Source organism: Arsenicicoccus sp. UBA2120 (assembly GCF_002330965.1).
GTDB classification, from domain to species: Bacteria; Actinomycetota; Actinomycetes; order Actinomycetales; family Dermatophilaceae; genus Arsenicicoccus; species Arsenicicoccus bolidensis.
On record NZ_DCYC01000008.1, the window covers coordinates 1 to 20364 of the forward strand.

18 protein-coding genes are annotated in these 20364 nt (G+C 72.0%); 11 read left to right on the forward strand and 7 right to left on the reverse strand.

All coding sequences use genetic code 11. From position 1 onward, the window contains the following. Nucleotides 1–176: 176 nt before the first annotated feature. The 3 genes from B2P18_RS00440 to B2P18_RS00450 all read left to right on the forward strand — a co-directional run bounded on the left by B2P18_RS00440 (nt 177) and on the right by B2P18_RS00450 (nt 3956). On the forward strand, nt 177–2306 hold the full coding sequence (locus B2P18_RS00440) for a DEAD/DEAH box helicase (protein ID WP_286955321.1): 2130 nt from the start codon (nt 177–179) through the stop codon (nt 2304–2306). A 127-nt stretch (nt 2307–2433) separates the two neighbouring features. Then, a complete protein-coding gene (locus B2P18_RS00445; RefSeq protein WP_286955323.1) occupies nt 2434–3267 on the forward strand; it encodes a DUF4328 domain-containing protein in 834 nt (277 codons plus the stop codon). Next, nucleotides 3264–3956: a DUF4328 domain-containing protein gene (locus tag B2P18_RS00450; protein WP_239264461.1), complete on the forward strand. Its 693-nt coding sequence runs from the start codon at nt 3264–3266 to the stop codon at nt 3954–3956. Before B2P18_RS00445 ends, B2P18_RS00450 begins: the two co-directional genes overlap by 4 nt. A gap of 198 nt (nt 3957–4154) precedes the next feature. On the opposite strand, the gene B2P18_RS00455 is transcribed toward B2P18_RS00450, so the two are convergent. The 5 genes from B2P18_RS00455 to B2P18_RS00475 all read right to left on the reverse strand — a co-directional run bounded on the left by B2P18_RS00455 (nt 4155) and on the right by B2P18_RS00475 (nt 9283). Then, entirely contained in the window at nt 4155–5444 is a 1290-nt protein-coding gene (locus tag B2P18_RS00455) for a citrate synthase (protein WP_286955326.1), read from the reverse strand. 196 nt (nt 5445–5640) lie between these two features. Next, entirely contained in the window at nt 5641–6273 is a 633-nt protein-coding gene (locus tag B2P18_RS00460) for a helix-turn-helix domain-containing protein (RefSeq protein ID WP_286955327.1), read from the reverse strand. Further along, nucleotides 6270–6710, reverse strand: coding sequence for a VOC family protein (locus B2P18_RS00465; protein ID WP_286955329.1), 441 nt, complete (start codon nt 6708–6710; stop codon nt 6270–6272). Before B2P18_RS00465 ends, B2P18_RS00460 begins: the two co-directional genes overlap by 4 nt. Nucleotides 6711–6767: 57 nt before the next feature. Continuing rightward, the gene (locus B2P18_RS00470; protein ID WP_376783747.1) at nt 6768–8360 is read right to left on the reverse strand and encodes an SDR family NAD(P)-dependent oxidoreductase; all 1593 of its coding nucleotides are present in this window, start codon (nt 8358–8360) and stop codon (nt 6768–6770) included. Between the two features lie 74 nt (nt 8361–8434). Continuing rightward, nucleotides 8435–9283, reverse strand: coding sequence for an alpha/beta fold hydrolase (locus B2P18_RS00475; protein WP_239264469.1), 849 nt, complete (start codon nt 9281–9283; stop codon nt 8435–8437). 49 nt (nt 9284–9332) lie between these two features. On the opposite strand from B2P18_RS00475, the gene B2P18_RS00480 reads away from it, so the two are divergent. Next, the gene (locus tag B2P18_RS00480; RefSeq protein ID WP_239264471.1) at nt 9333–9803 is read left to right on the forward strand and encodes a DUF6328 family protein; all 471 of its coding nucleotides are present in this window, start codon (nt 9333–9335) and stop codon (nt 9801–9803) included. Nucleotides 9804–9901: 98 nt separating this feature from the next. Beyond that, nucleotides 9902–10447: a YceI family protein gene (locus tag B2P18_RS00485; protein WP_029211151.1), complete on the forward strand. Its 546-nt coding sequence runs from the start codon at nt 9902–9904 to the stop codon at nt 10445–10447. Between the two features lie 86 nt (nt 10448–10533). Here B2P18_RS00485 and B2P18_RS00490 read toward each other — a convergent pair whose 3' ends face one another. Together B2P18_RS00490 and B2P18_RS00495 are read right to left on the reverse strand one after the other, a co-directional pair. Continuing rightward, entirely contained in the window at nt 10534–11022 is a 489-nt protein-coding gene (locus tag B2P18_RS00490) for a glutathione peroxidase (protein ID WP_029211152.1), read from the reverse strand. Nucleotides 11023–11121: 99 nt separating this feature from the next. Next, a complete protein-coding gene (locus tag B2P18_RS00495; protein ID WP_286955333.1) occupies nt 11122–11970 on the reverse strand; it encodes an aldo/keto reductase in 849 nt (282 codons plus the stop codon). Between the two features lie 59 nt (nt 11971–12029). Here B2P18_RS00495 and B2P18_RS00500 point away from each other — a divergent pair, with 59 nt between their 5' ends. The 6 genes from B2P18_RS00500 (at nt 12030) to pflA (ending at nt 20363) form a co-directional block, all read left to right on the forward strand. Next, on the forward strand, nt 12030–12839 hold the full coding sequence (locus tag B2P18_RS00500) for a PIG-L deacetylase family protein (RefSeq protein ID WP_286955334.1): 810 nt from the start codon (nt 12030–12032) through the stop codon (nt 12837–12839). A gap of 43 nt (nt 12840–12882) precedes the next feature. Beyond that, nucleotides 12883–14751 (forward strand): ABC transporter transmembrane domain-containing protein, encoded by a 1869-nt coding sequence (locus B2P18_RS00505; RefSeq protein WP_286955335.1) that lies wholly within the window; start codon nt 12883–12885, stop codon nt 14749–14751. Beyond that, nucleotides 14748–16772 carry an ABC transporter ATP-binding protein gene (locus tag B2P18_RS00510; protein ID WP_286955337.1) on the forward strand — a complete coding sequence of 675 codons (2025 nt, stop codon included), beginning with the start codon at nt 14748–14750 and terminating at the stop codon, nt 16770–16772. Before B2P18_RS00505 ends, B2P18_RS00510 begins: the two co-directional genes overlap by 4 nt. Nucleotides 16773–17022: 250 nt before the next feature. Further along, the gene (locus B2P18_RS00515) at nt 17023–19137 is read left to right on the forward strand and encodes a pyruvate formate lyase family protein (RefSeq protein WP_029211157.1); all 2115 of its coding nucleotides are present in this window, start codon (nt 17023–17025) and stop codon (nt 19135–19137) included. Between the two features lie 109 nt (nt 19138–19246). Next, the gene (grcA2, locus tag B2P18_RS00520) at nt 19247–19498 is read left to right on the forward strand and encodes an autonomous glycyl radical cofactor GrcA2 (RefSeq protein ID WP_019286722.1); all 252 of its coding nucleotides are present in this window, start codon (nt 19247–19249) and stop codon (nt 19496–19498) included. Beyond that, nucleotides 19461–20363 (forward strand): pyruvate formate-lyase-activating protein, encoded by a 903-nt coding sequence (pflA, locus tag B2P18_RS00525; RefSeq protein WP_376783748.1) that lies wholly within the window; start codon nt 19461–19463, stop codon nt 20361–20363. Before grcA2 ends, pflA begins: the two co-directional genes overlap by 38 nt. Nucleotide 20364 lies beyond the last annotated feature (1 nt).

The following is a 20364-nucleotide window of genomic DNA, read 5'->3' on the forward strand; positions in this document are numbered from 1 at the left end:
GGCGGGGGGGGGGGGGGGGACCCCCCCCCCCCCCCCCCGGGGGGGCGGGGGGGGCCCCCCCCCCCCCGCGGGGGGGGGCCCCGGGGGGGCCCCGCCACTCCCAGCGCTGGTCACCGCGCGACCCGGCGGCCCGAGCGGCCGAGCGGCTGCGCGACCACGAGGCCGAGGCGATCGTCGTGGGGCGGCTCGACGACGTGCTGCGACCCCTCCTGGCGGGTGCCCTGCCGATCGGCACCGACTGGACCCACGCCCACGGCGCCACCCTGCAGCCTGCTCAGACCATCGCCCTGGCCGACGTCCTGCCCACCCTGCGCGGCGACCCGGACGTCGTCGTCGAGCAGGCCTCGGAGCTGCCGGACTACGTCGAGGCCACATCGGCGCCGGTCGTGTCCCTCGGTCTCGACGACGCGGACGACGGCGACGGTGCGACCGGCGGTGGTGCGACCGGCGGTGGTGCGACCGGCGGTGGTGCGGCTGGCGGTGGCGGCCCGGACTCCCCGGAGGCCGACTCCCTCACCCGATCCGCCACCTCCGCGGGCGGTCACGGCAGCAGGAGCACCGACTGGTTCGACCTCGACGTGTCGGTGACCGTCGACGAGCAGGACGTGCCGCTGCGCGAGCTCATCGTGGCGCTGACCACCGGCCAGGAGGTGCTGGTGCTGCCCTCGGGCACCTGGCTGCGGCTCGACGACGAGCGTCTGATCGCGCTCGCGGCGATCCTGCGCGAGGCGGCCGACCTGCAGGACGAGCCCGACGGACCGCTCCGGGTCAACGCCCTGCACGCGGGGCTCTGGGACGAGCTGGTCGAGCTCGGGGTCGTCGAGCGCCAGAGCAGCCGCTGGCAGCAGACCGTCGACGCCCTGCTGGGGCTCGCCTCCGGCGACCGCCCCGTGCCCGAGGGCCTGCAGGCCACCCTGCGGCCCTACCAGCTCGACGGCTTCCAGTGGCTGTCGCTGCTGTGGGAGGCCCGGCTCGGCGGGATCCTCGCCGACGACATGGGCCTCGGCAAGACCCTGCAGACCCTCGCGATGGTGCTGCGCGCCAAGGAGCGCGGCGACCTGGCGGACCCGCTGCTCATCGTGGCGCCCACCAGCGTCGTCGGCACCTGGGCCTCCGAGGCCGCCCGGTTCACCCCCGACCTGCGGGTGACCACCGTTATGAGCACGTTGCGCAAGAGCGGTGCCACGCTCGAGACGGTGATCGAGGGCGCGGACGTCGTCGTCACGTCATACGCGCTGGTCCGGCTCGACGAGGACGCCTATCTGTCGCGGCGGTGGGGCGGGCTCGTCCTCGACGAGGCGCAGTTCGTCAAGAACCACCAGGCCAAGACCTACCAGGTGGTGCGCCGCCTCGACGCGGGGATGAAGCTCGCCATCACCGGCACCCCGCTCGAGAACTCCCTCATGGACCTGTGGTCGCTGCTGTCCGTGGCCGCGCCGGGGCTCTATCCGAGGCCCGTCGAGTTCCGCGACACCTACGTCAAGCCGATCGAGGCCGGCGAGGGCGCCGAGCTCCTCACGACGCTGCGTCGCCGCATCCGCCCGCTGATGATGCGCCGGACCAAGGAGCAGGTCGCGCGCGAGCTGCCGCCCAAGCAGGAGCAGGTCGTGACGGTGCCGCTGCACCCGCGGCACCGCACCATCTACGACCGGCACCTGCAGCGCGAGCGGCAACGCCTGCTGGGGCTGCTCGACGAGGACTTCAGCAAGCACCGCATCGCGATCCTGCGGGCGCTGACCGCCATGCGCCAGCTCGCGCTGCACCCCGCCCTCGTCGACGGGTCCCACGCCGGCGCCGGCGAGAGCGCCAAGATCGACCTGCTCGTCCAGCACCTCGGCGAGCTCGCCGCCGAGGGCCACCGGGCGCTGGTGTTCAGCCAGTTCACCGGCTACCTGCGGCTGGTGCGCGAGCGGCTGGACCGTGAGGGCATCGACTACAGCTACCTGGACGGACGCACCCGCAACCGCGCCGAGCGCATCGAGGACTTCCGCACGGGCACGCAGCCGGCGTTCCTGATCTCGCTCAAGGCCGGCGGCTTCGGGCTCACCCTCACCGAGGCGGACTACGTCTACGTCCTCGACCCCTGGTGGAACCCCGCCGCCGAGACCCAGGCCATCGACCGCACCCACCGCATCGGGCAGGACAAGCACGTCAACGTCTATCGCCTGGTCTCCGAGGACACGATCGAGGACAAGGTCGTGGCGCTGCAGCAGCGCAAGCGCGAGCTGTTCGCCCAGGTCGTGGACGACGGCGACGCGATGTCCGGCGCGGTCACGGCTGACGACATCCGCGGTCTCCTCGACTAGAGGGGGCCTGGTCCTCCCCCTGCCAGCGGCCTGGATCGGAGGTCGTCATACGCCCGAATGGGTGAGGAAAGAGGGGGGCAAACCCGAACGTTCCTCACCGTGCGTGTCCACGGCGGACACTGTGCTCATGTCGACACCGACGTCGCCCGGCCACGAGCCCGGCGCCATGCAGCAGAGCTCCGCCCACCAGCCGCAGGGCTGGTTCGCCGCACCACCCTCGGGACCGCCCCTCGACCGGAGCTTCCGGACGCTCGGCACGGCGCTGACCGTGCTGATCGGGCTCGTGGGACTCCTCGAGCTCGCCCAGCTCGCCGGGGGCATCCGGATGCTGCGACTCCTCGGCGAGGTCGGTTCCGGCCGCGAAGGGCTCGACTCCGACCTCGACGCCGCGGACCGCCTCACCCTCCAGCTGCTCGTCCCCTATCTGCTGCTCCTGCTCGCCACCGGCATCTGCTGGCTGGTCTGGCAGCACCGGCTCGCCTCGAGCGCGAGGGTCGACCGTCGCGCGGTGCGGCGGTCGCCGGGCTGGCACGTCGGGTCGTGGTTCATCCCCGTCGCGAACCTGTGGTTCCCCTTCCAGAACGTCAGGGACCTCGACCGCGGGCTCGGGCACTTCTCCGCGCGAGATCGGCGCCCGCCCCTGGTGGCGTGGTGGGTGCTCTGGCTGCTCGGCCTCGTCGTCAGCCGCATCGCGACGGCGACGAGCTCCATGGCCGACACGCGTCTGGAGGCCGGTCAGGTGGGGGACGCGGTGTCGCTGATGTCGTCGTCCGTGACGATGGACCTGGTGGGCACCATCCTCGGCGCCGTGTCGGCGATCCTCGCGATCCTGGTGGTCCGCAACCTCACCGAGCGCGCGACCCGGCCCGCCGACACGCCCTGGACCAGCCCCGACACGCACGTGCAGGACGACCCGGGGACGCCGGGGACCCCGGGGACCACGGGAGGGGCCGTCGGGTGAGCGTGCGGCCCGGCCTCGGACGCGGCTTCAGGCGCCTCGGGATCGCCGTCTGCGTCCTCGTCGGCGTGGTCGGTCTGCTGGACGCGCTGCTGCTCCAGGTGGGGATGAGCACGGTCGAGGCCTTCTACGACACCGCCACGGACGACGCGACCTACCAGCGTCAGCTCGTCTCCCTGGACCAGTGGTCGGTCGGCACCATGGTCGTCTACGCCCTCGTGTTCCTGGCGGCCGGGGTCTGCTGGATCGACTGGCAGGGACAGCTCGCGTCGAGCCCACGGCTGGAGCGCGCCGGCGGCCGGCTCCGACCGGGGTGGCACGCCTGGGTGTGGTTCGTCCCCATGCTCAACCTGGTCCTGCCCGCACTCGCGATGCGCGAGCTCGACCGGGGCCTCGGGGTGCCCGGCCGTCGTCGGCTGCGCTCCCCACTGTGGGTGTGGTGGATCTCCTTCGTGCTCAGCGTGGTTCTCGGTCGGTATGCCGCCTGGCGCGCCTACGCCGTCGAGGACCTGGTCGGCGCGGGGGACCTGGACCGGGCGATCGATCTCTACGAGCGGTGCCTCGTCCTCGGCGTGATCGGCAACGCTCTCGGCGTCGTGGCCGCGATCCTCGCGATCGGGATCGTCCACGACCTGACGACACGAGCCCTGGAGCCGGTCCGCGACGACCTCGCCCCCGCCGCCGCGCGCTGACGTCGCGACCGGGTGGGCGCGGGCGTCATACGGCCTGGTGGGTGCGGCCCAGGTGTGCGCGAGGTGCGGCCGGACCGCGATTTTGTCCCGTGGTGGGGTCCCTGGTGCGCCCAAGGTGCATCGGGACCGCGAACTTGCCCCACAACGCGACGGCCCCCACCTCGATCAGGTGGGGGCCGGCGTGGCTCGGGTGAGGGGTCAGCTGCGCTGGTCGCGCGGGATCCAGTGCTGGTCGGTGGGGCCGGTGTAGATCTGGCGCGGACGGTAGATCCGACCCTTGGGGTCGTCGTGGATCTCCTTCCAGTTGGCGATCCAGCCGGGCATGCGACCGATCGCGAACATCACCGTGAACATGTTGGTCGGCAGGCCCATCGCGCGCAGGATGATGCCGCTGTAGAAGTCGACGTTGGGGTAGAGCTTGCGCTCCACGAAGTAGTCGTCGGACAGGGCCGCATCGGCCAGCTCGCCCGCGATGTCGAGCAGCGGGTCCTCGATCTGCAGCTCCTTGAGCATGTCGTCGGCCGCGGCGCGCAGGATCTTGGAGCGGGGGTCGAAGTTGCGGTAGACGCGGTGCCCGAAGCCCATGAGCTTCACGCCGTCTTCCTTGTTCTTGACCTTCTTGACGTACTCCGAGACCGGGATCTCCTGGTCCTTGATCTGCTGCAGCATGTCGATCACCGCGACGTTGGCGCCACCGTGCAGCGGACCCCACAGAGCGCAGACGCCCGCCGAGCAGGAGGCGAACATGTTGGCCTCGGAGGACGCGACCATGCGGACCGTGGAGGTGGAGCAGTTCTGCTCGTGGTCGGCGTGCAGCAGCAGGAACAGGTTGAGCGCCCGCGACACCGCCGGGGTCGGCTCGTAGTCCTTGTAGGGCTTGGAGAACATCATGTGCAGGAAGTTCTCGCCGTAGCGCAGGTCGTAGCGGGGGTAGACGATCGGCTCGCCCACGCTGGACTTGTAGGCCGCGGCCGCGATGGTGCGGACCTTGGACATGAGGACGGCGGCGGCCCGCTCGATGCCCGCGTCGTCGTCGGCCTCCCACACCTCGGGGTCGTGCGCCGAGAGGGTGTTGATCATGGCCGACAGGATCGCCATGGGGTGCGCGTTGGTGGGGTAGCCGTCGAAGTGCTTCTTCATGTTCTCGTCGAGCATGGAGTGCTCGGTCAGCATCCCCGCGAACCGGTCGCGGTCGGCCTGCGTCGGCAGCTTGCCGAAGATCACGAGCCAGGCGGCCTCGATGAAGCTGGACTTCTCGGCGAGCTCCTCGATCGGGATGCCGCGGTAGCGCAGGATCCCCTGCTCGCCGTCGATGTAGGTGATGGCGGACTTGCACGAGCCGGTGTTGCCGTAGCCGTCGTCCAGGGTGATGAACCCGGTCTCGGAGCGGAGCTTGCTGATGTCGATGCCGAGCTCGTGCTCGGAGCCCTCCACGACAGGCAGGTCGTATGACGTGCCGTCGAGCTCTAGGCGGGCGGTGTGGCTCATGCGTGACCCCTTCTTCGCGGTGAGTGCGATGTCCACCCGTCACTCTACGAGCCAGCGCAGGCGGGTGCAGGTGCGGAGCGGGGCGCTGCGGAGGGCGGCACGCACGGCGCGACGACCGGCTGTGACGCGCACCACGCGCGAGCTGCCGCACGAGCTGCCGGGCGAGCGCGGGTCGCGCCCGGCTCGGCACGGCCGGCTATCGGGACAGGTAGACCGTCCGGACGAAGGTCACGGGCTCGGAACCCTGGTTCTCGTAGGCGTAGCGGCGGTCGCTCGCCAGCCGCGCCGATCCACCCGCCGGGACGCGCCACCGGTCCGCGCCAACGCTCAGCGTGAGCTCGCCCTCGAGGACGTGGAACAGCTCGGCGGACCCGGCCGGGTCGGGCTGGCACTGGTAGGAGTCGCCGGTGGCCAGCCGCCAGCGCCACAGGTCGACGGTGCGGTCGCCGGTCACCGACTGCAGCAGCTCACCGGTGCTCCCCGCCGGCGTCGACCACACGAGCCGCCGCTCGGCCGGACCGCCGACCGTGACGGGGGTGTCGGTGCCGTCCTGGTCGAGCAGCGCCCGGAAGTCGGTGCCGACCTGCCGAGCGAGCCGGGTCATGGTGACGAGGCTCGGGTTGGCCTGGCCCCGCTCGATCTGGGTGAGCAGGCGACGGCTGATCCCGGCGCGGTCGGCCAGGTGCTGCACCGTCCAGCCGCGGTCGGTGCGCAGGCGGCGCAGGCGCGTGCCGACGTCCGTCAGGAACTGGTCGTCCAGGGTGCCGGCGCCGGTCTCGTCGACCCCGGCCGCGGTCTTGTCGACGCCGGGCGTGGTGGTCTCGCTCACACCGCGAAGAGCTGGTCGAGGTCGCGGAACGCCTTGAACTCCAGGGCGTTTCCCGACGGGTCGAGGAAGAACATCGTCCACTGCTCACCCGGCTCGCCCTCGAAGCGCACGTAGGGGTCGATGACGAAGTCGGCGCCGACCGCGGTGAGTCGGTCGGCCAGCTCCTGGAAGCGATCGACCGAGAGCACGAGCCCGAAGTGCGGGACCGGCACGTCGTGCCCGTCCACGGGGTTGGTGCCGGCGACGGCGTTGGTGTGGTCGTCGACCTGGTGGGTGACCACCTGGTGGCCCTCGACGTTCCAGTCGGTCCATCGCACGTCCGACCGGCCCCGGGGGAACCCGAGGACCTCGCCGTAGAACGAGCGCGCCGCCTCGATGTCGTGCACCGGGATCGCGAGGTGGAAGGGGGGACGGGTGGAGCTCTCGGAGGTCGTCATATGGGAATTATGCTGCACATCGATGGGTAGTCAAGTGCCCGTCGGTGCGAGTGCCGCTCACCAGGGGTGTGGCTCGTAGTCCTTGAGGAAGACGCCGTGCAGGTCCTCGCCGGCCTCGCCGCGCACGATCGGGTCGTAGACGCGGGCGGCGCCGTCCACCAGGTCGAGCGGGGCGTGCCAGCCCTCGGCGGCGATGCGGAGCTTGTCGTCGTGGGGGCGCTCGTCGGTGATCCAGCCGGTGTCGACGGCCGTCATCAGGATCCGGTCGGTCTCGAACATCTCCCCGGCCGAGGTGCGCGTGAGCATGTTGAGCGCAGCCTTGGCCATGTTGGTGTGCGGGTGCCCCGGCCCCTTGTAGCGGCGCGAGAACTGCCCCTCCATCGCCGACACGTTGACGACGTAGGCCCGCCGCGCGCCGGCCTCCACCGCCGCCCGCATCGCCGGGCGCAGCCGGCTGACCAGGACGAACGGCGCCGTCGCGTTGCACAGCTGCACCTCGAGCAGCTCCAGCGGGTCCACCTCGTCGACCGTGTGCGTCCAGGAGTTGGTGCGCTGCAGGTCGGGCAGGAGCCCACTCGCGTCCACGGCCGTGCCGGCGCGGTGCGCGTCGAGAGAGGCGTGGCCCGCGGTGAGGGCGAGCCCGGTCATCTCGGCGGCCGTGCGCGCGGCGAGCACGTCGGGGGTGGCCTCGGGGGAGGCGCCGGCCCCGTCGGGCAGGTGCTGGGCGGCATACGTGCGCAAGGTCCCGGCCAGGGCCGACGGATGAGCCTCGCTGACCCGCTCGAAGGTCACCATCCTCGGGCGCAGGGCGGCGCCGGCCAGCGGGAGCGACTCCCCGTCGACGAGGTGCGAGTAGGCGCCGGGGGAGCGGCGGACGGTCTGCGCGGCGTTGTTGATCAGGATGTCCAGCGGCCCGGCGCTCGCGACCTCGTCCGCGAGACCGACGACCTGGGTGGGGTCGCGCAGGTCGATGCCGATGATCGTGAGCCGGTCGAGCCACTCGTCGGCGTCCGCCAGCGCGGCGAACCTGCGCGCCGCGTCCCGCGGGAAGCGCGTCGTGATCGTGAGGTCGGCGCCGTCGCGCAGGAGGCGGAGAGCGATGTACATGCCGATCTTGGCGCGCCCACCGGTGAGGAGCGCCCGGCGGCCGCGCAGGTCGGTGCGCTGGTCACGACGCTCGTGGGAGGCGGCGGCGCAGCGCGGGCACAGCCAGTGATAGAAGGCGTCGACGGTCGTGTAGGTGTCGTGGCAGATGTAGCAGCCGCGCGGTGTGTGCAGCTCGCCGGCGACCGCGCCGGGGGTGGGCGAGACGAGGGGGATCCCGCGCGTCTCGTCGTCGATGCGCAACGGGCTGCCGGTGCCGGTGGCGGCGAGGACCCGCCGGTCGTGCTCGAGCAGCGGCCCGCGGACCTCGCGACGCGCGTCGGCGCGGCGGGCCTTGCGGATCCGGTTGCGCATGGTGCTGGTCGCGCGCTTGACGGTCTCGATGTCGGGGTGGCCGGCGGGGAGCCCGGGCAGCTGCGCGAGGACGCGGAGGGTGGTCGCCAGGTCGTCCGGGTCGATGCCGTATGACGCCCCACCGCCCACCTCGCCGACCGCCTCGCCCGCCGCCCCCTCGTTTGACGCCGCCCCGTCTCCTCCGTCGCTCACCTGCCCAAACCTACCGGCGGCGAAGGCATCGACCGGCCGTCGTTCGCCAGGCTGATGCCTTTACCGGCGGCGGGTCAGACGTGCGAGGCCAGCCACGGGTCGACGACGGCGTGGAAGGCATCGCCCCGGGAGCGACGCACGCAGTGGTCGGCCCCGTCGATCACCGCCACCTCGATGCGGGGGTTGCCGACCTCCTCGATCGCGGCCCGCACGGTCTGGTCGATGATCACCGACTCGGTGCCGGTCACGACGAGCGTGGGCACCTGCAGGGCCGCGGCGATCTGCTCCCACGGCTCGTCGAGGACGGCCCGACCCACGGCGAGGAAGTCGTCGTCGCCGTCGGCCTTGGCCTGGGCCCACGGTCGCAGCTCGGACTGCGGCCAGCTCGGGTTGCGGGTCCGGCCCTCCGCCACCAGCGCGTCCAGGTCCGAGCGCGCACGACGTGCCTCGGCGACGCGGTCCTGGGCGGCCTTGCGGGACCGCGGGGTCCCCACCTCCGGCCCGCCGGCGAACCACACCGGGTCCTCCAGGACGGCGGCCAGCACCGCGTCGGGCATCCGCGCGGCCAGCGCTGCGGCCAGGCCTCCACCCATCGAGTGACCGGCGACCAGCACCGGCGTCGCGTCCTCGTCGACGAGGCGGGCGACGAGGGCCCGGAGGGCGTCATACGCGCTCTGCATCGGGTCGGGAGAGGCGAGCTCCTCGGGGGTGAACCGTCGAGATCGCCCGTGCCCCAGGGCATCCGGGGCGATGACCTGGCATGCCGACCCCCACCGTCTCGCGGCGTCCTCCCACGCGGGGCCGCTGTCGGTGAGCCCGTGCAGGAGGACCAGGCGTGGTGATCCGGACGGGGCGTCGCCGTCCCAGGTGTGGACCGCCAGGCCCGATGCGTCCGTCGAGGTGATCCAGGGTGTGCCGGTCATGCCTCCACGGTATGTCTCTGGTGGCAGGTGACGACGAGCTGGAGGCCCGATGGATCCGATCGACCAGGAACGCGACGAGACGCACGCGGAGCGGATGGACCGCAACTGGAACGAGCTGCTCCAGGAGCTGCGCGTCACGCAGACGGGGATCCAGGTGCTGGCCGGCTTCTTGATCACCCTGCCGTTCCAGCAACGGTTCTCGACGCTGGGGGAGGCGCAGGAGAACCTCTATCTCGTCGTCCTGGTCGCCGCGCTCGTGTCGATCGTGCTGCTCATGACGCCGGTGATCATCCACCGCGTGCTCTTTCGCCGGGGCGTGAAGCAGCAGGTCGTCGAGGTGTCCGACCAGCTGGCGCGGGCGGGGTTCGTGACGCTGGCGATCACGCTGGTGCTGGCGGCGGCGCTGATCGTGTGGGTGGTGACGGGGTCGACGGGCGGCTGGATCGCCGGCGCCGGCGTGGGTCTCGTGGTCGTCGGTCTGTGGCTCGTCCTGCCACTGGTGCTGCGGCGCCGCGTCTGAGCCGCCCCTCCCCGACCTCCTTGACTTCGGGAATGATCGGCGTATGGTGGTAGTTGAAAGTTCAACAAATAGCCACCAGGACCTATTGAGGAGAACTCATGACCACGCTCCAGCAGCTCGACGGCACCTACGTCATCGACCCCGCCCACAGCCAGCTCGGCTTCGTCGCCCGCCACGCGATGGTGACCAAGGTGCGCGGCACCTTCTCCGAGTTCGAGGGCACCGCGACCACCGGCCCCGACCTGCAGGGCGCCCAGATCGAGCTGACCGCGCAGGTCGCCAGCGTCGACACCCGCAACGCCGACCGCGACGGTCACCTCAAGACCGGCGACTTCTTCGAGGTCGAGACGTTCCCCACCCTGACCTTCCGCTCCACCGCCGTCGAGGCCGCGGACGCCGACACCCTGCGCGTCACCGGCGACCTGACCATCAAGGACGTCACCAAGCCGGTCACCATCGACTTCGAGTTCAACGGCGCGGCCACCGACCCCTACGGCAACCAGCGCATCGGCTTCGAGGGCTCCACGACCATCGTCCGCAGCGAGTTCGGCATCACCTTCAACGCCGCGCTCGAGACCGGCGGCGTGCTCGTCTCCGACAAGATCCAGCTCGAGCTCGAGGTCTCCGCGATCAAGCAGGCCTGACCTCGCGAGCCGGCCGTATGACGAGAGGCGCCCACCCCGCACGGGGTCGGCGCCTCTCGCGCGTCTGAGCCCATCCGGCCCCTGGCTCAGTCGCCGGGAAGCACCTGGGCGATGTCGGCGCGCAGGTCATCGGGCGACGTCGTCGGGGCGTAGCGCTTGACGACGCGGCCCTGCGGGTCGACGAGGAACTTGGTGAAGTTCCATTTGATGGCGCCGCCGAGGACGCCGCCCTTCTCGCTGCGCAACCAGGCCCAGAGCGGGTGGGCCCCGGACCCGTTGACCTCGACCTTGTCGAACATCGGGAACGCGACGCCGTAGTTCCGCGTGCAGAACTCACCGATCTCCTCGGCGGTCCCGGGCTCCTGGTGCGCGAACTGGTCGCAGGGGAACCCGAGGATGGCCAGGCCCTGGTCCGCGTACTCCTCGTGAAGCTTCTGCAGGCCCTCGAGCTGAGGGGTGAGCCCGCACTTGCTGGCGGTGTTGACGACGAGGACCGCTTGACCCGCGTAGTCCGCGAGCGGTCGTTCCTCGCCGGTCAGGGTGGTCGCGGTGAAGTCGTGGAGGGTGGTCGGCATGCCGTGCTCCTTGGTCGTGGTTCGTCGATCATCGGGTGGGATCCGCCACCGTCATGGGTGGTCGATCCCACCCGTCGTTTGCGCGAGGTGCGCAGCTGGTCACATCTCCTCGTGGGTGTCCGGGTCCGCGCCGAAGAGCCGCCCGTCGGGCCGACCGAGAGCCGTGATCGCCGCCATCTCGTCCTCGCTCAGCTCGAAGCCGAACACGCCGAGGTTGCTGCGCTGCCGCTCCGGGGACGCCGACTTGGGCAGCGGGATCGAACCGAGCTGCACGTGCCAGCGCAGGACCACCTGGGCGGGCTCCACGCCGTGCGCCTCGGCCGCCGACAGGACCGCCGCCGAGCCGACCGGGCCGTCCTGCTTGGCGCGACCCAGGGGGCTCCACGACTCGGTGCGGATCCCCAGGCGCTCGTTGACGGCACGCATCTCGACCTGCGGGAACGCCGGGTGGAGCTCGATCTGGTTGACGGCCGGCGTGATCCCGGTGCGCTCGATGACCCGCTCGAGGTGGGCCTCGGTGAAGTTGCTGACCCCGATCGAGCGCACCAGCCCACGCTCCTGCACGTCGACCAGCGCCTGCCACGCCTCGACGTACCTGTCGACGGAGGGGTTGGGCCAGTGGATCAGCACGAGGTCGAGGTAGTCGGTGCCGAGCCGGCGCAGCGAGTCCTCGACCGACTGCACGGCCAGCTGGTGCTCGTGGAAGCGACCGGGGATCTTGGTGGTGAGCAGGACCTCGGACCGCGGGATCTCGGAGCGGACGAGCGCCTCGCCGACCTCGTGCTCGTTCTCGTAGTTGACGGCGCTGTCGATCAGCCGGTAGCCGGTCTGCAGCGCGCTGGTGATCGCCTCGACCCCCTCGACGCCCCGCAGCGGATAGGTGCCGAAGCCGATCTGCGGCAGCACCGTGCCGTCGTTGAGGGTGTGGGTCGGGATGTCGGTCGTCATACCTGCTCCTCCGTCGCTCGCGTGCACCTGGTCGTCGGCGGTCCTGCCACACTGACCGTATGGCGACCGTCGTTTTCCTGCATGCCCACCCCGACGACGAGGCATCCCAGACCTCCGGATCCATGGCCCGGGCCTCGGCCCAGGGGCACCGGGTGGTCGTCGTCTACGGCACCAACGGCGACCACGGCGAGGTGCCCCAGGACCTGGCCGAGGGGGACACCGTCGTCGCCTACCGCCGGCGTGAGGCGGAGGCGTCCGCGCAGGTCACGGGCACCGCGCGGGTGGCGTGGCTCGGCTACGCGGACTCCGGCATGAGCGGGTGGGAGCAGAACTCCGCGGCCGACGCGTTCGCCTCCGCGGACCTGGACGAGGCGGCGGGCCGCCTGGCCTCGATCCTCGACGAGGAGGACGCCGACGTGCTCGTCGCCTACGACTGGCACGGGGGCTACGGCCACCCGGACCACGTGCGGGTGCACCAGGTCGCGCACCGCGCGGCCGAGCTGGCGCAGCGACGCCCCCGGCTGCTCGAGTCCACGATGAACCGCGACCACATGCGGCGGCAGTTCCAGGCGGCCAAGGACGCGGGCCTGCCGATGGACTGGGACCCGGACGCGCCGATGGACGACGGCAACCCCTTCGGGACGCCCGAGGCCGAGATCCACTGGCGCGTCGACGTGTCCGACCTGATCGAGACCAAGCGGGCGGCGCTGGCCTGCCACCGCAGCCAGGCGACCGACATCGAGATGTTCCTCGCGATGCCGATCGAGATCTACACCGCCGGCTTCGGGCAGGAGTGGTTCATCGAGCCGGGGCGCGAGCCTGGCCTGGTCGACGGCTGGTGGCTCGACGAGGCCCCGCGCGAGGGCTAAATCGGGTGGGGGTCTGTCACACCCCGCACCTACAGTGACGAGGGTGCTGGCCTTCCCTCCCGACATACGCTCGTATGCCGATCCCGCCGCCGTCGTCCCGGACACCCGGACGCCGGCGAGGCTGCTGTGGTCGGTCATCCGGATGCAGGGTCGGTTGTTCGCGGTGGGCCTGCTGCTCGCGACGATCTGGATGGTGCCGCAGACGCTGGGGCCGTGGATGCTGGGACGGGCCATCGACGACGGCATCGTCGCCCGGGACACGGGCGCCACGACCACCTGGCTGGTCGGGCTGCTCGTGATCACCGTGGTGGGCGCGGTCAGCGGCATCGCCTACCACTCGGTGATCGTCGCGGAGTGGCTGGTCGCCCTCTACGGCACGACGCGCCTGGTCACCAACAAGGCGCTGCAGCTGGGCCACGTCCTGCCGCGACGCACCCCGACCGGCGAGGTGCTGTCGGTCTCGTCCAGCGACGGCGACCAGTTCGGCGCCCTCGTCGAGGTCACGACGCGCGCGCTGTCCCAGCTGCTCGCCTACCTCGCCGTCGCCGCGATCGTGCTGTCCATGTCCGTGCGGCTCGGCCTGCTGGTCCTGCTCGTCGCGCCGATCCTCGTGCTGGTGGCGCTGCCCCTGCTGCGGCCGATGGAGCACTGGCAGGGCATCGAGCGCTCCCGCAACTCCGACCTGACCTCCCGCGCCACCGACATCGTCGCGGGCCTGCGCATCCTGCGCGGCATCGGCGGCGAGGCGACCTTCGGCGACGGCTACGCCCGCCAGTCCCAGCTCGTGCGCGGCGCCGGCGTGCGGGCCGGCGCGTGGCAGGCCGCGGTCGACGCGGCCGGCGTGCTGCTGTCGGGTGCCTTCCTGGTGGCGCTGATGTGGCTGGGCGTGCGACAGGTCGCCGTCGGCGAGCTCACGGTGGGGGAGCTCGTGACCTTCCTCGGCTACGGCCTGTTCCTCATGCAGCCCATGCGCACGTTCTTCGAGTTCGCCCAGAAGTGGACGCGCTCGGTCGTCTCCGCCCGCAAGGCCAAGGCGGTCCTCGAGCAGGAGCCGCCGTGGCAGCCCGCCGCGCAGGCTGGTTCCGTGCTGCCCGTCGGGCCCGCGCCGTTGGTGGACCACGGGAGCGGACTGGTCGTGCGTCCCGGTGTCCTGACGATGGTCGTGTCCGCGGTCCCCGACGACAGCGCCGCCGTGGCCGACCGGCTCGGCCGCTACCTCCCGGGTGACCCCTCCGCGGTCGTGAGCGCCGACCTGCCCGAGGACCTCAAGGGCCGCGCCGCCCGTGACGAGCGCCGCCGTCGCGAGCAGGCCCGTCAGGCGCTGGTGCTCGCCGACCGGGAGCGCGCCGCCGAGGCGTGGGGCGTCACCTACGGCGGGGTCGACCTCGGCGACGTCGAGCTCGCGACCGTCCGTGAGCGGATCCTCGTCAGCGACACCGCCTCCCAGGTCTTCGCCGGCACGCTGCAGGAGGCCGTCGACCCGCTCGGCCGGCTGTCCCGCGAGCAGGCCGAGGAGGCGCTGCACAGCGCCGCCGCCGAGGACGTCTACGACGCCCTGCCCGGCGGCTGGCAGGGCATCCTCGACGAGCGGGGGCGCGGCCTGTCCGGCGGGCAGCGGCAGCGTCTCGTCCTGGCCCGCGCGCTCGCCGCGGACCCCGAGGTGCTGGTCCTCGTCGAGCCGACCTCTGCCGTCGACGCCCACACCGAGGCCCGCATCGCCGGGCGCCTCGCCCGGCACCGCGCCGGGCGCACCACCGTGGTGATGACGGCCTCCCCGCTCCTGCTCCACCACGCCGACGAGATCGCCCTGCTCGTCGACGGGCGGGTCGTCGCGCAGGGGCGTCACGACGAGCTGCTGGCGGGCGACACGGCATACCGCTCCGTCGTCGTGCGAGGGGAGGACGACCGATGACCGACCTGCTGGCCCCCGAGATCGCGCGTAGCTCGGCCGACACCTGGCGGGATGCACGACCGGCGACCGGGCTTGCTGCCGGTGCCGGTGCCACGGGCGATGCCGGCGCCGTCCCCGACCGCCTCGATGGACCGGACCGGGGTCTCGACCCTCGCCTGCTGCCCCCGGGCCAGGCGGGTCCGGTGGAGCGTGTGCGGGCCCTGCGCGAGCGTCACCGCCTGCGCGAGCAGCGGGCGCGGTCGTTCGTCGCCGAGGCCATGGGGCCACGCCGCGGCCTGCCGGTCGCGTCCGAGTCCGCGGTGCGCACCTTCCTCGGGTCCCTGCTGTGGCAGCGCCGCACCCTCGTCGTGGTCGTCGTCCTGGCCAACGCGCTGGCCGCCGTCGCCGGGCTCATGGTGCCGCGGCTGCTCGGCGGGCTCGTCGACGACACCGTCGGCCGGGTCCAGCGCGGGGCCACCACCGAGGCGCTGGACGCCGCCACCACCATCGCGATCCTCGTCGGGTCCGTGGTGGTGCTGCAGGCCCTGTTCACCTACGTCGCCAAGCTGTCCTCGGCCGTCATGGGCCAGGGCATCCTGGCCCAGGCCCGCGAGCACGTCATCCGCGCGATCCTGCGCCTGCCGCTGTCCCGCGTCGAGCAGGCCAGCACCGGCGACCTGGTCACCCGCGTGACCCGCGACGTCGGCACCATGAGCGAGAGCGTCCGCTGGGCCCTGCCCGAGGCGATCATCTCGGGCGTCACCGTGCTGCTCACCCTCGTCGCCATGGGGGCCAACTCGTTTTGGCTGGCCCTGCCGACCTACGTGCTGTCCGCGCTCGCCATGATCCAGATCCGCCGCTACCTGCGGCGGGCACCCTCGGGCTACCTCACCGAGTCGGGCACCTACTCCCAGATCAACACGACCCTCACCGAGACCGTCGAGGGCGCGCGCACCGTCGAGGCGCTGCGCCTGGCCGAGAGCCGGCGAGCCCGGGGTGTCCGCGACATCGAGGAGTCCGCGCAGGCCGAGCGCTACACCCTGACCCTGCGCAACCTGCTGTTCATCGTCATGGACGTCGCGTTCAGCCTCCCGCGGGCGCTGACGCTCGCGCTGGGGGCGGTCGGCTACGCCCAGGGGTGGGCGACGCTCGGTCAGATCACGGCGGCCATGCTCTACATCGAGGCCGTGTGGGGGCCCTTCGACCTGCTCGTGCACACGGTCGACCGCGTCCAGGTGGGGATGGCGTCCACCACGCGCCTGCTCGGCATCGCCACCGTCCCGCCCGACCGCGAGGCCGGTCCGGACCTGCCGCACGGGCGCACCCTCGAGGGCCGCGACCTGCGCTACGCCTACCGCGAGGGCCACGACGTCCTGCACGGCATCGACGTGACGCTGCTGACCGGTGAGCGTCTCGCCATCGTGGGGCCCAGCGGATCCGGCAAGTCGACGCTCGGGCGCATGCTGTCCGGCATCCACGCCCCGCGCACGGGGTCGGTCACCGTCGGCGGCGTCGAGCTGACCCGCCTGCCCCTGGACGTGCTGCGCACCGAGGTCGCCCTGGTGACCCAGGAGCACCACGTCTTCATGGGATCGGTCCGCGACAACGTCGTCCTCGCCCGCGAGGGATCCCCCGACGAGCAGGTCGTCGAGGCGCTGCGGGCGGTCGACGCGTGGGAGTGGGTCGAGGCGCTCCCGCAGGGACTCGACGCGCAGCTCGGCTCGGGCGGCGCCCCGCTCACCCCGGGCCAGGCCCAGCAGATCGCGCTGGCCCGGCTCATCCTCGCCGACCCGCACACGCTGGTCCTCGACGAGGCGACCTCCCTGATCGACCCGCGCACCGCCCGCCACCTCGAGGGCTCGATGAACGCCCTGCTCACCGGCCGCACCGTCGTCGCGATCGCGCACCGCCTGCACACCGCCCACGACGCCGACCGGATCGCGGTCGTCATCGACGGGCGGGTCGCCGAGCTCGGCTCCCACGACGAGCTCATGGCCCAGGACGGCGAGTACGCCGCGCTCTGGCGCGCCTGGACCTCCTGACGGTCGCCGTTACGGTGGCACCCCCTCGACCGGGCTCCCTCGACCGGGCTATCTCGACCGGGCCCGCGACGCTCACCGCCGGGTCACTCAGGCGACCGGACGGTCCGTCTCGGATGGTGGATGCCCGTCGAGAGGGGTGGGGGTCCCGCGTGTGGCCCGGTGTCCGGTCCGTAGATTGGTCGTACCACATAGCAGGCATCGATGCCCGCGCCCCGTCCGGGCGCGGGCATCGCCGTCGAGGAAGGCCCCCATGACCGTCACGTCCGCCCCGACCCGCACCGTCCCGGTGGCCGACGCCGCCGCAGCGCCGGAGTGGGAGGGGTTCGCCCCCGGCCCGTGGCAGCAGCAGATCGACGTCCGTGACTTCGTCCAGCGCAACTACACCCCCTACGAGGGTGACGCGTCCTTCCTGGCCGGCCCCACGGCCAAGACGCTCGCGACCTGGGACACCCTGGAGCGCGACTACCTCTCGGTGGAGCGGGCCCGTCGCGTCTACGACGTCGAGACGCACGTCCCGGCCGACGTCGACGCCTTCCCGGCGGGCTACATCTGCGAGCAGGACGACGTCGTGGTCGGCCTGCAGACCGACGTGCCGCTCAAGCGCGCGATGATGCCGGCCGGCGGCTGGCGGATGGTCGAGACCGCGATCACCGAGGCCGGCAAGGAGCCCGACCCGCGGGTCAAGGAGATCTTCACGAAGCACCGCAAGACGCACAACGAGGCGGTCTTCGACATCTACACCCCCCGCATCCGCGCCGCGCGCTCGGCGCACATCATCACGGGGCTGCCGGACTCCTACGGCCGCGGTCGCATCATCGGTGACTACCGCCGGGTCGCGCTCTACGGCGTGGACGCGCTGATCGCGGCCAAGGAGCGGGACCGCGACGCGGTCGCGGACCAGCCGTTCAGCGAGCACTGGGCGCGCTACCGCGAGGAGCACGCCGAGCAGATCAAGGCCCTCACGAAGCTCCGGCGGATGGGTGAGAGCTATGGCTTCGACCTGTCGCGTCCGGCCCGCACCGCGCAGGAGGCGGTGCAGTGGACCTACTTCGGCTACCTCGCCTCGGTGAAGTCCCAGGACGGTGCGGCCATGAGCATCGGCCGGCTCTCGGGCTTCATCGACGTCTACGTCGAGCGTGACCTGGCCGCCGGCACCCTCACCGAGGAGGGCGCCCAGGAGATCATCGATGCGCTCGTCATCAAGCTGCGGATCGTGCGCTTCCTGCGGACCATCGACTACGACCAGATCTTCTCCGGCGACCCCTACTGGGCCACCTGGTCGGACGCCGGCCTCGGCGAGGACGGGCGCACGCTGGTCACCAAGACGTCCTTCCGGCTGCTGCAGACGCTGCGCAACCTCGGCCCGGCGCCGGAGCCCAACATCACGATCTTCTGGGACCCCTCGCTGCCCGAGGGCTACAAGGACTTCTGCGCGGCGATCTCGATCGAGACCTCGTCGCTGCAGTACGAGGCCGACGAGCAGATCCGCGGTCACTGGGGCGACGACGCCGCGATCGCGTGCTGCGTGTCCCCGATGCGGATCGGCAAGCAGATGCAGTTCTTCGGGGCGCGGGTCAACGCCGCCAAGGCCCTGCTCTATGCCATCAACGGGGGCCGCGACGAGATGTCCGGCAAGCAGGTCGTCGAGGGCCACGAGCCGGTCCGGGGCGACGGGCCGCTCGACTTCGACGACGTGTGGCAGCGCTACGAGGAGATGCTCGACTGGGTCGTCGGGACGTATGTCGAGGCCCTCAACATCATCCACTACTGCCACGACCGCTACGCCTACGAGGCGATGGAGATGGCGCTGCACGACTCCGAGATCGTGCGGACGATGGGCTGCGGCATCGCCGGGCTGTCCATCGTCGCCGACTCCCTGGCCGCCATCCGCTACGCCACCGTCACCCCGGTGCGTGACGAGACCGGCCTGGTCGTGGACTACGTCACCGAGGGCGACTTCCCCGTCTACGGCAACGACGACGACCGGGCCGACGAGATCGCGGCGGCCGTGGTCCACACGGTGATGGCCAAGATCAAGGAGATCCCGCTCTATCGCGACGCGATCCCCACCCAGTCGGTGCTGACGATCACGTCCAACGTCGTCTACGGCCGCAACACCGGCGCGTTCCCGTCGGGTCACGAGGCCGGCACGCCGTTCGCCCCGGGCGCCAACCCCGAGAACGGCATGGACAGCCACGGCATGCTCGCCTCGATGCTGTCCGTCGGCAAGCTCGACTACGAGGACGCCCTCGACGGCATCTCCCTCACCAACACGATCACGCCGGCCGGCCTCGGGCGCACCAAGGACGAGCAGGTCGGCAACCTGGTCGGGATCCTCGACGCCGGCTTCGTGCCCGGCTGCTGACCCTGCCGGAGCACCTGCACGGACCACTCGCACAGACCACCCGCCCAGAGCACCGTCACAGACCACGACCACCGCACCCACCGCACCCATCAGCAGGACGGAGACCCCCATGTCGACCAGGACCTATGCCGAGCGCGTCGCCGAGATGACCGCCGCGCGCGCCGAGCGTGGCACCACGCCCGGCCTCTTCCACGCCAACATCAACGTGCTCGACCGCGGCACGCTCGAGGACGCCATGGAGCACCCCGAGAAGTACCCGAACCTCACCGTCCGTGTCTCCGGCTACGCCGTGAACTTCGTCAAGCTCACCAAGGACCAGCAGCGTGACGTCCTCTCCCGCACCTTCCACCACGACGCCTGACGGGGTCGGCGCGGGCCCGGGCGGTCCGGCATACCTCCCGGTCGTCCCCCGGCTGAGGGCGACCGGCCGCGGCACCGCGGGCATCGCGTCGGCGGGGGAGATGTCGCACCACGAGCACCTCGAGGCGGTGCGCGCCGGTGAGCTCGGCTCGCTGCACTCGTGGGAGCTGGTGACGGGGGTCGACGGTCCCGGCACCCGCCTGACCGTCTTCCTCGCCGGCTGCCCCCTGCGCTGCCAGTTCTGCCACAACCCCGACACCTTCTACTCCGCCAAGGGCGAGCCGGTGCTGCTGGCCGACCTCGTCGCACGGCTGCGGCGCTATCGCGGGGTCTTCCGTGCCACGCACGGCGGCCTTACCATCTCCGGGGGCGAGCCGCTCCTGCAGCCGGCGTTCACCGGTCGGCTGCTCCGCGCGGCCAAGGAGCTGGGGATCCACACGTGCGTGGACACCTCGGGCTATCTCGGCGCCAACGCCACCGACGAGATGCTCGCCGACCTCGACCTGGTGCTCCTCGACATCAAGTCCGGGCTGCCGGACACCTATCGCGAGGTCACCGGCCGCGAGCTCGAGCCGACGCTGCGCTTCGCGCGCCGCCTGGCCGAGCACGGCGTCGAGACCTGGGTCCGCTTCGTCTGCGTGCCCGGCCTGACCGACGCGCCGGACAACGTCGCCGCCGTCGCCGACCACGTGGCCCGGCTGTCGACGGTCACCCGCGTCGAGGTCCTGCCGTTCCACCAGATGGGGCGGGACAAGTGGGAGACCCTCGGCGTGGACTACCCCCTCGCGGACACGCCCCCGGCGCCGCCGGAGCTGGTGGAGCGGGTGCGCGAGCAGTTCCGGGCGCGCGGGCTGCAGACCTACTGAC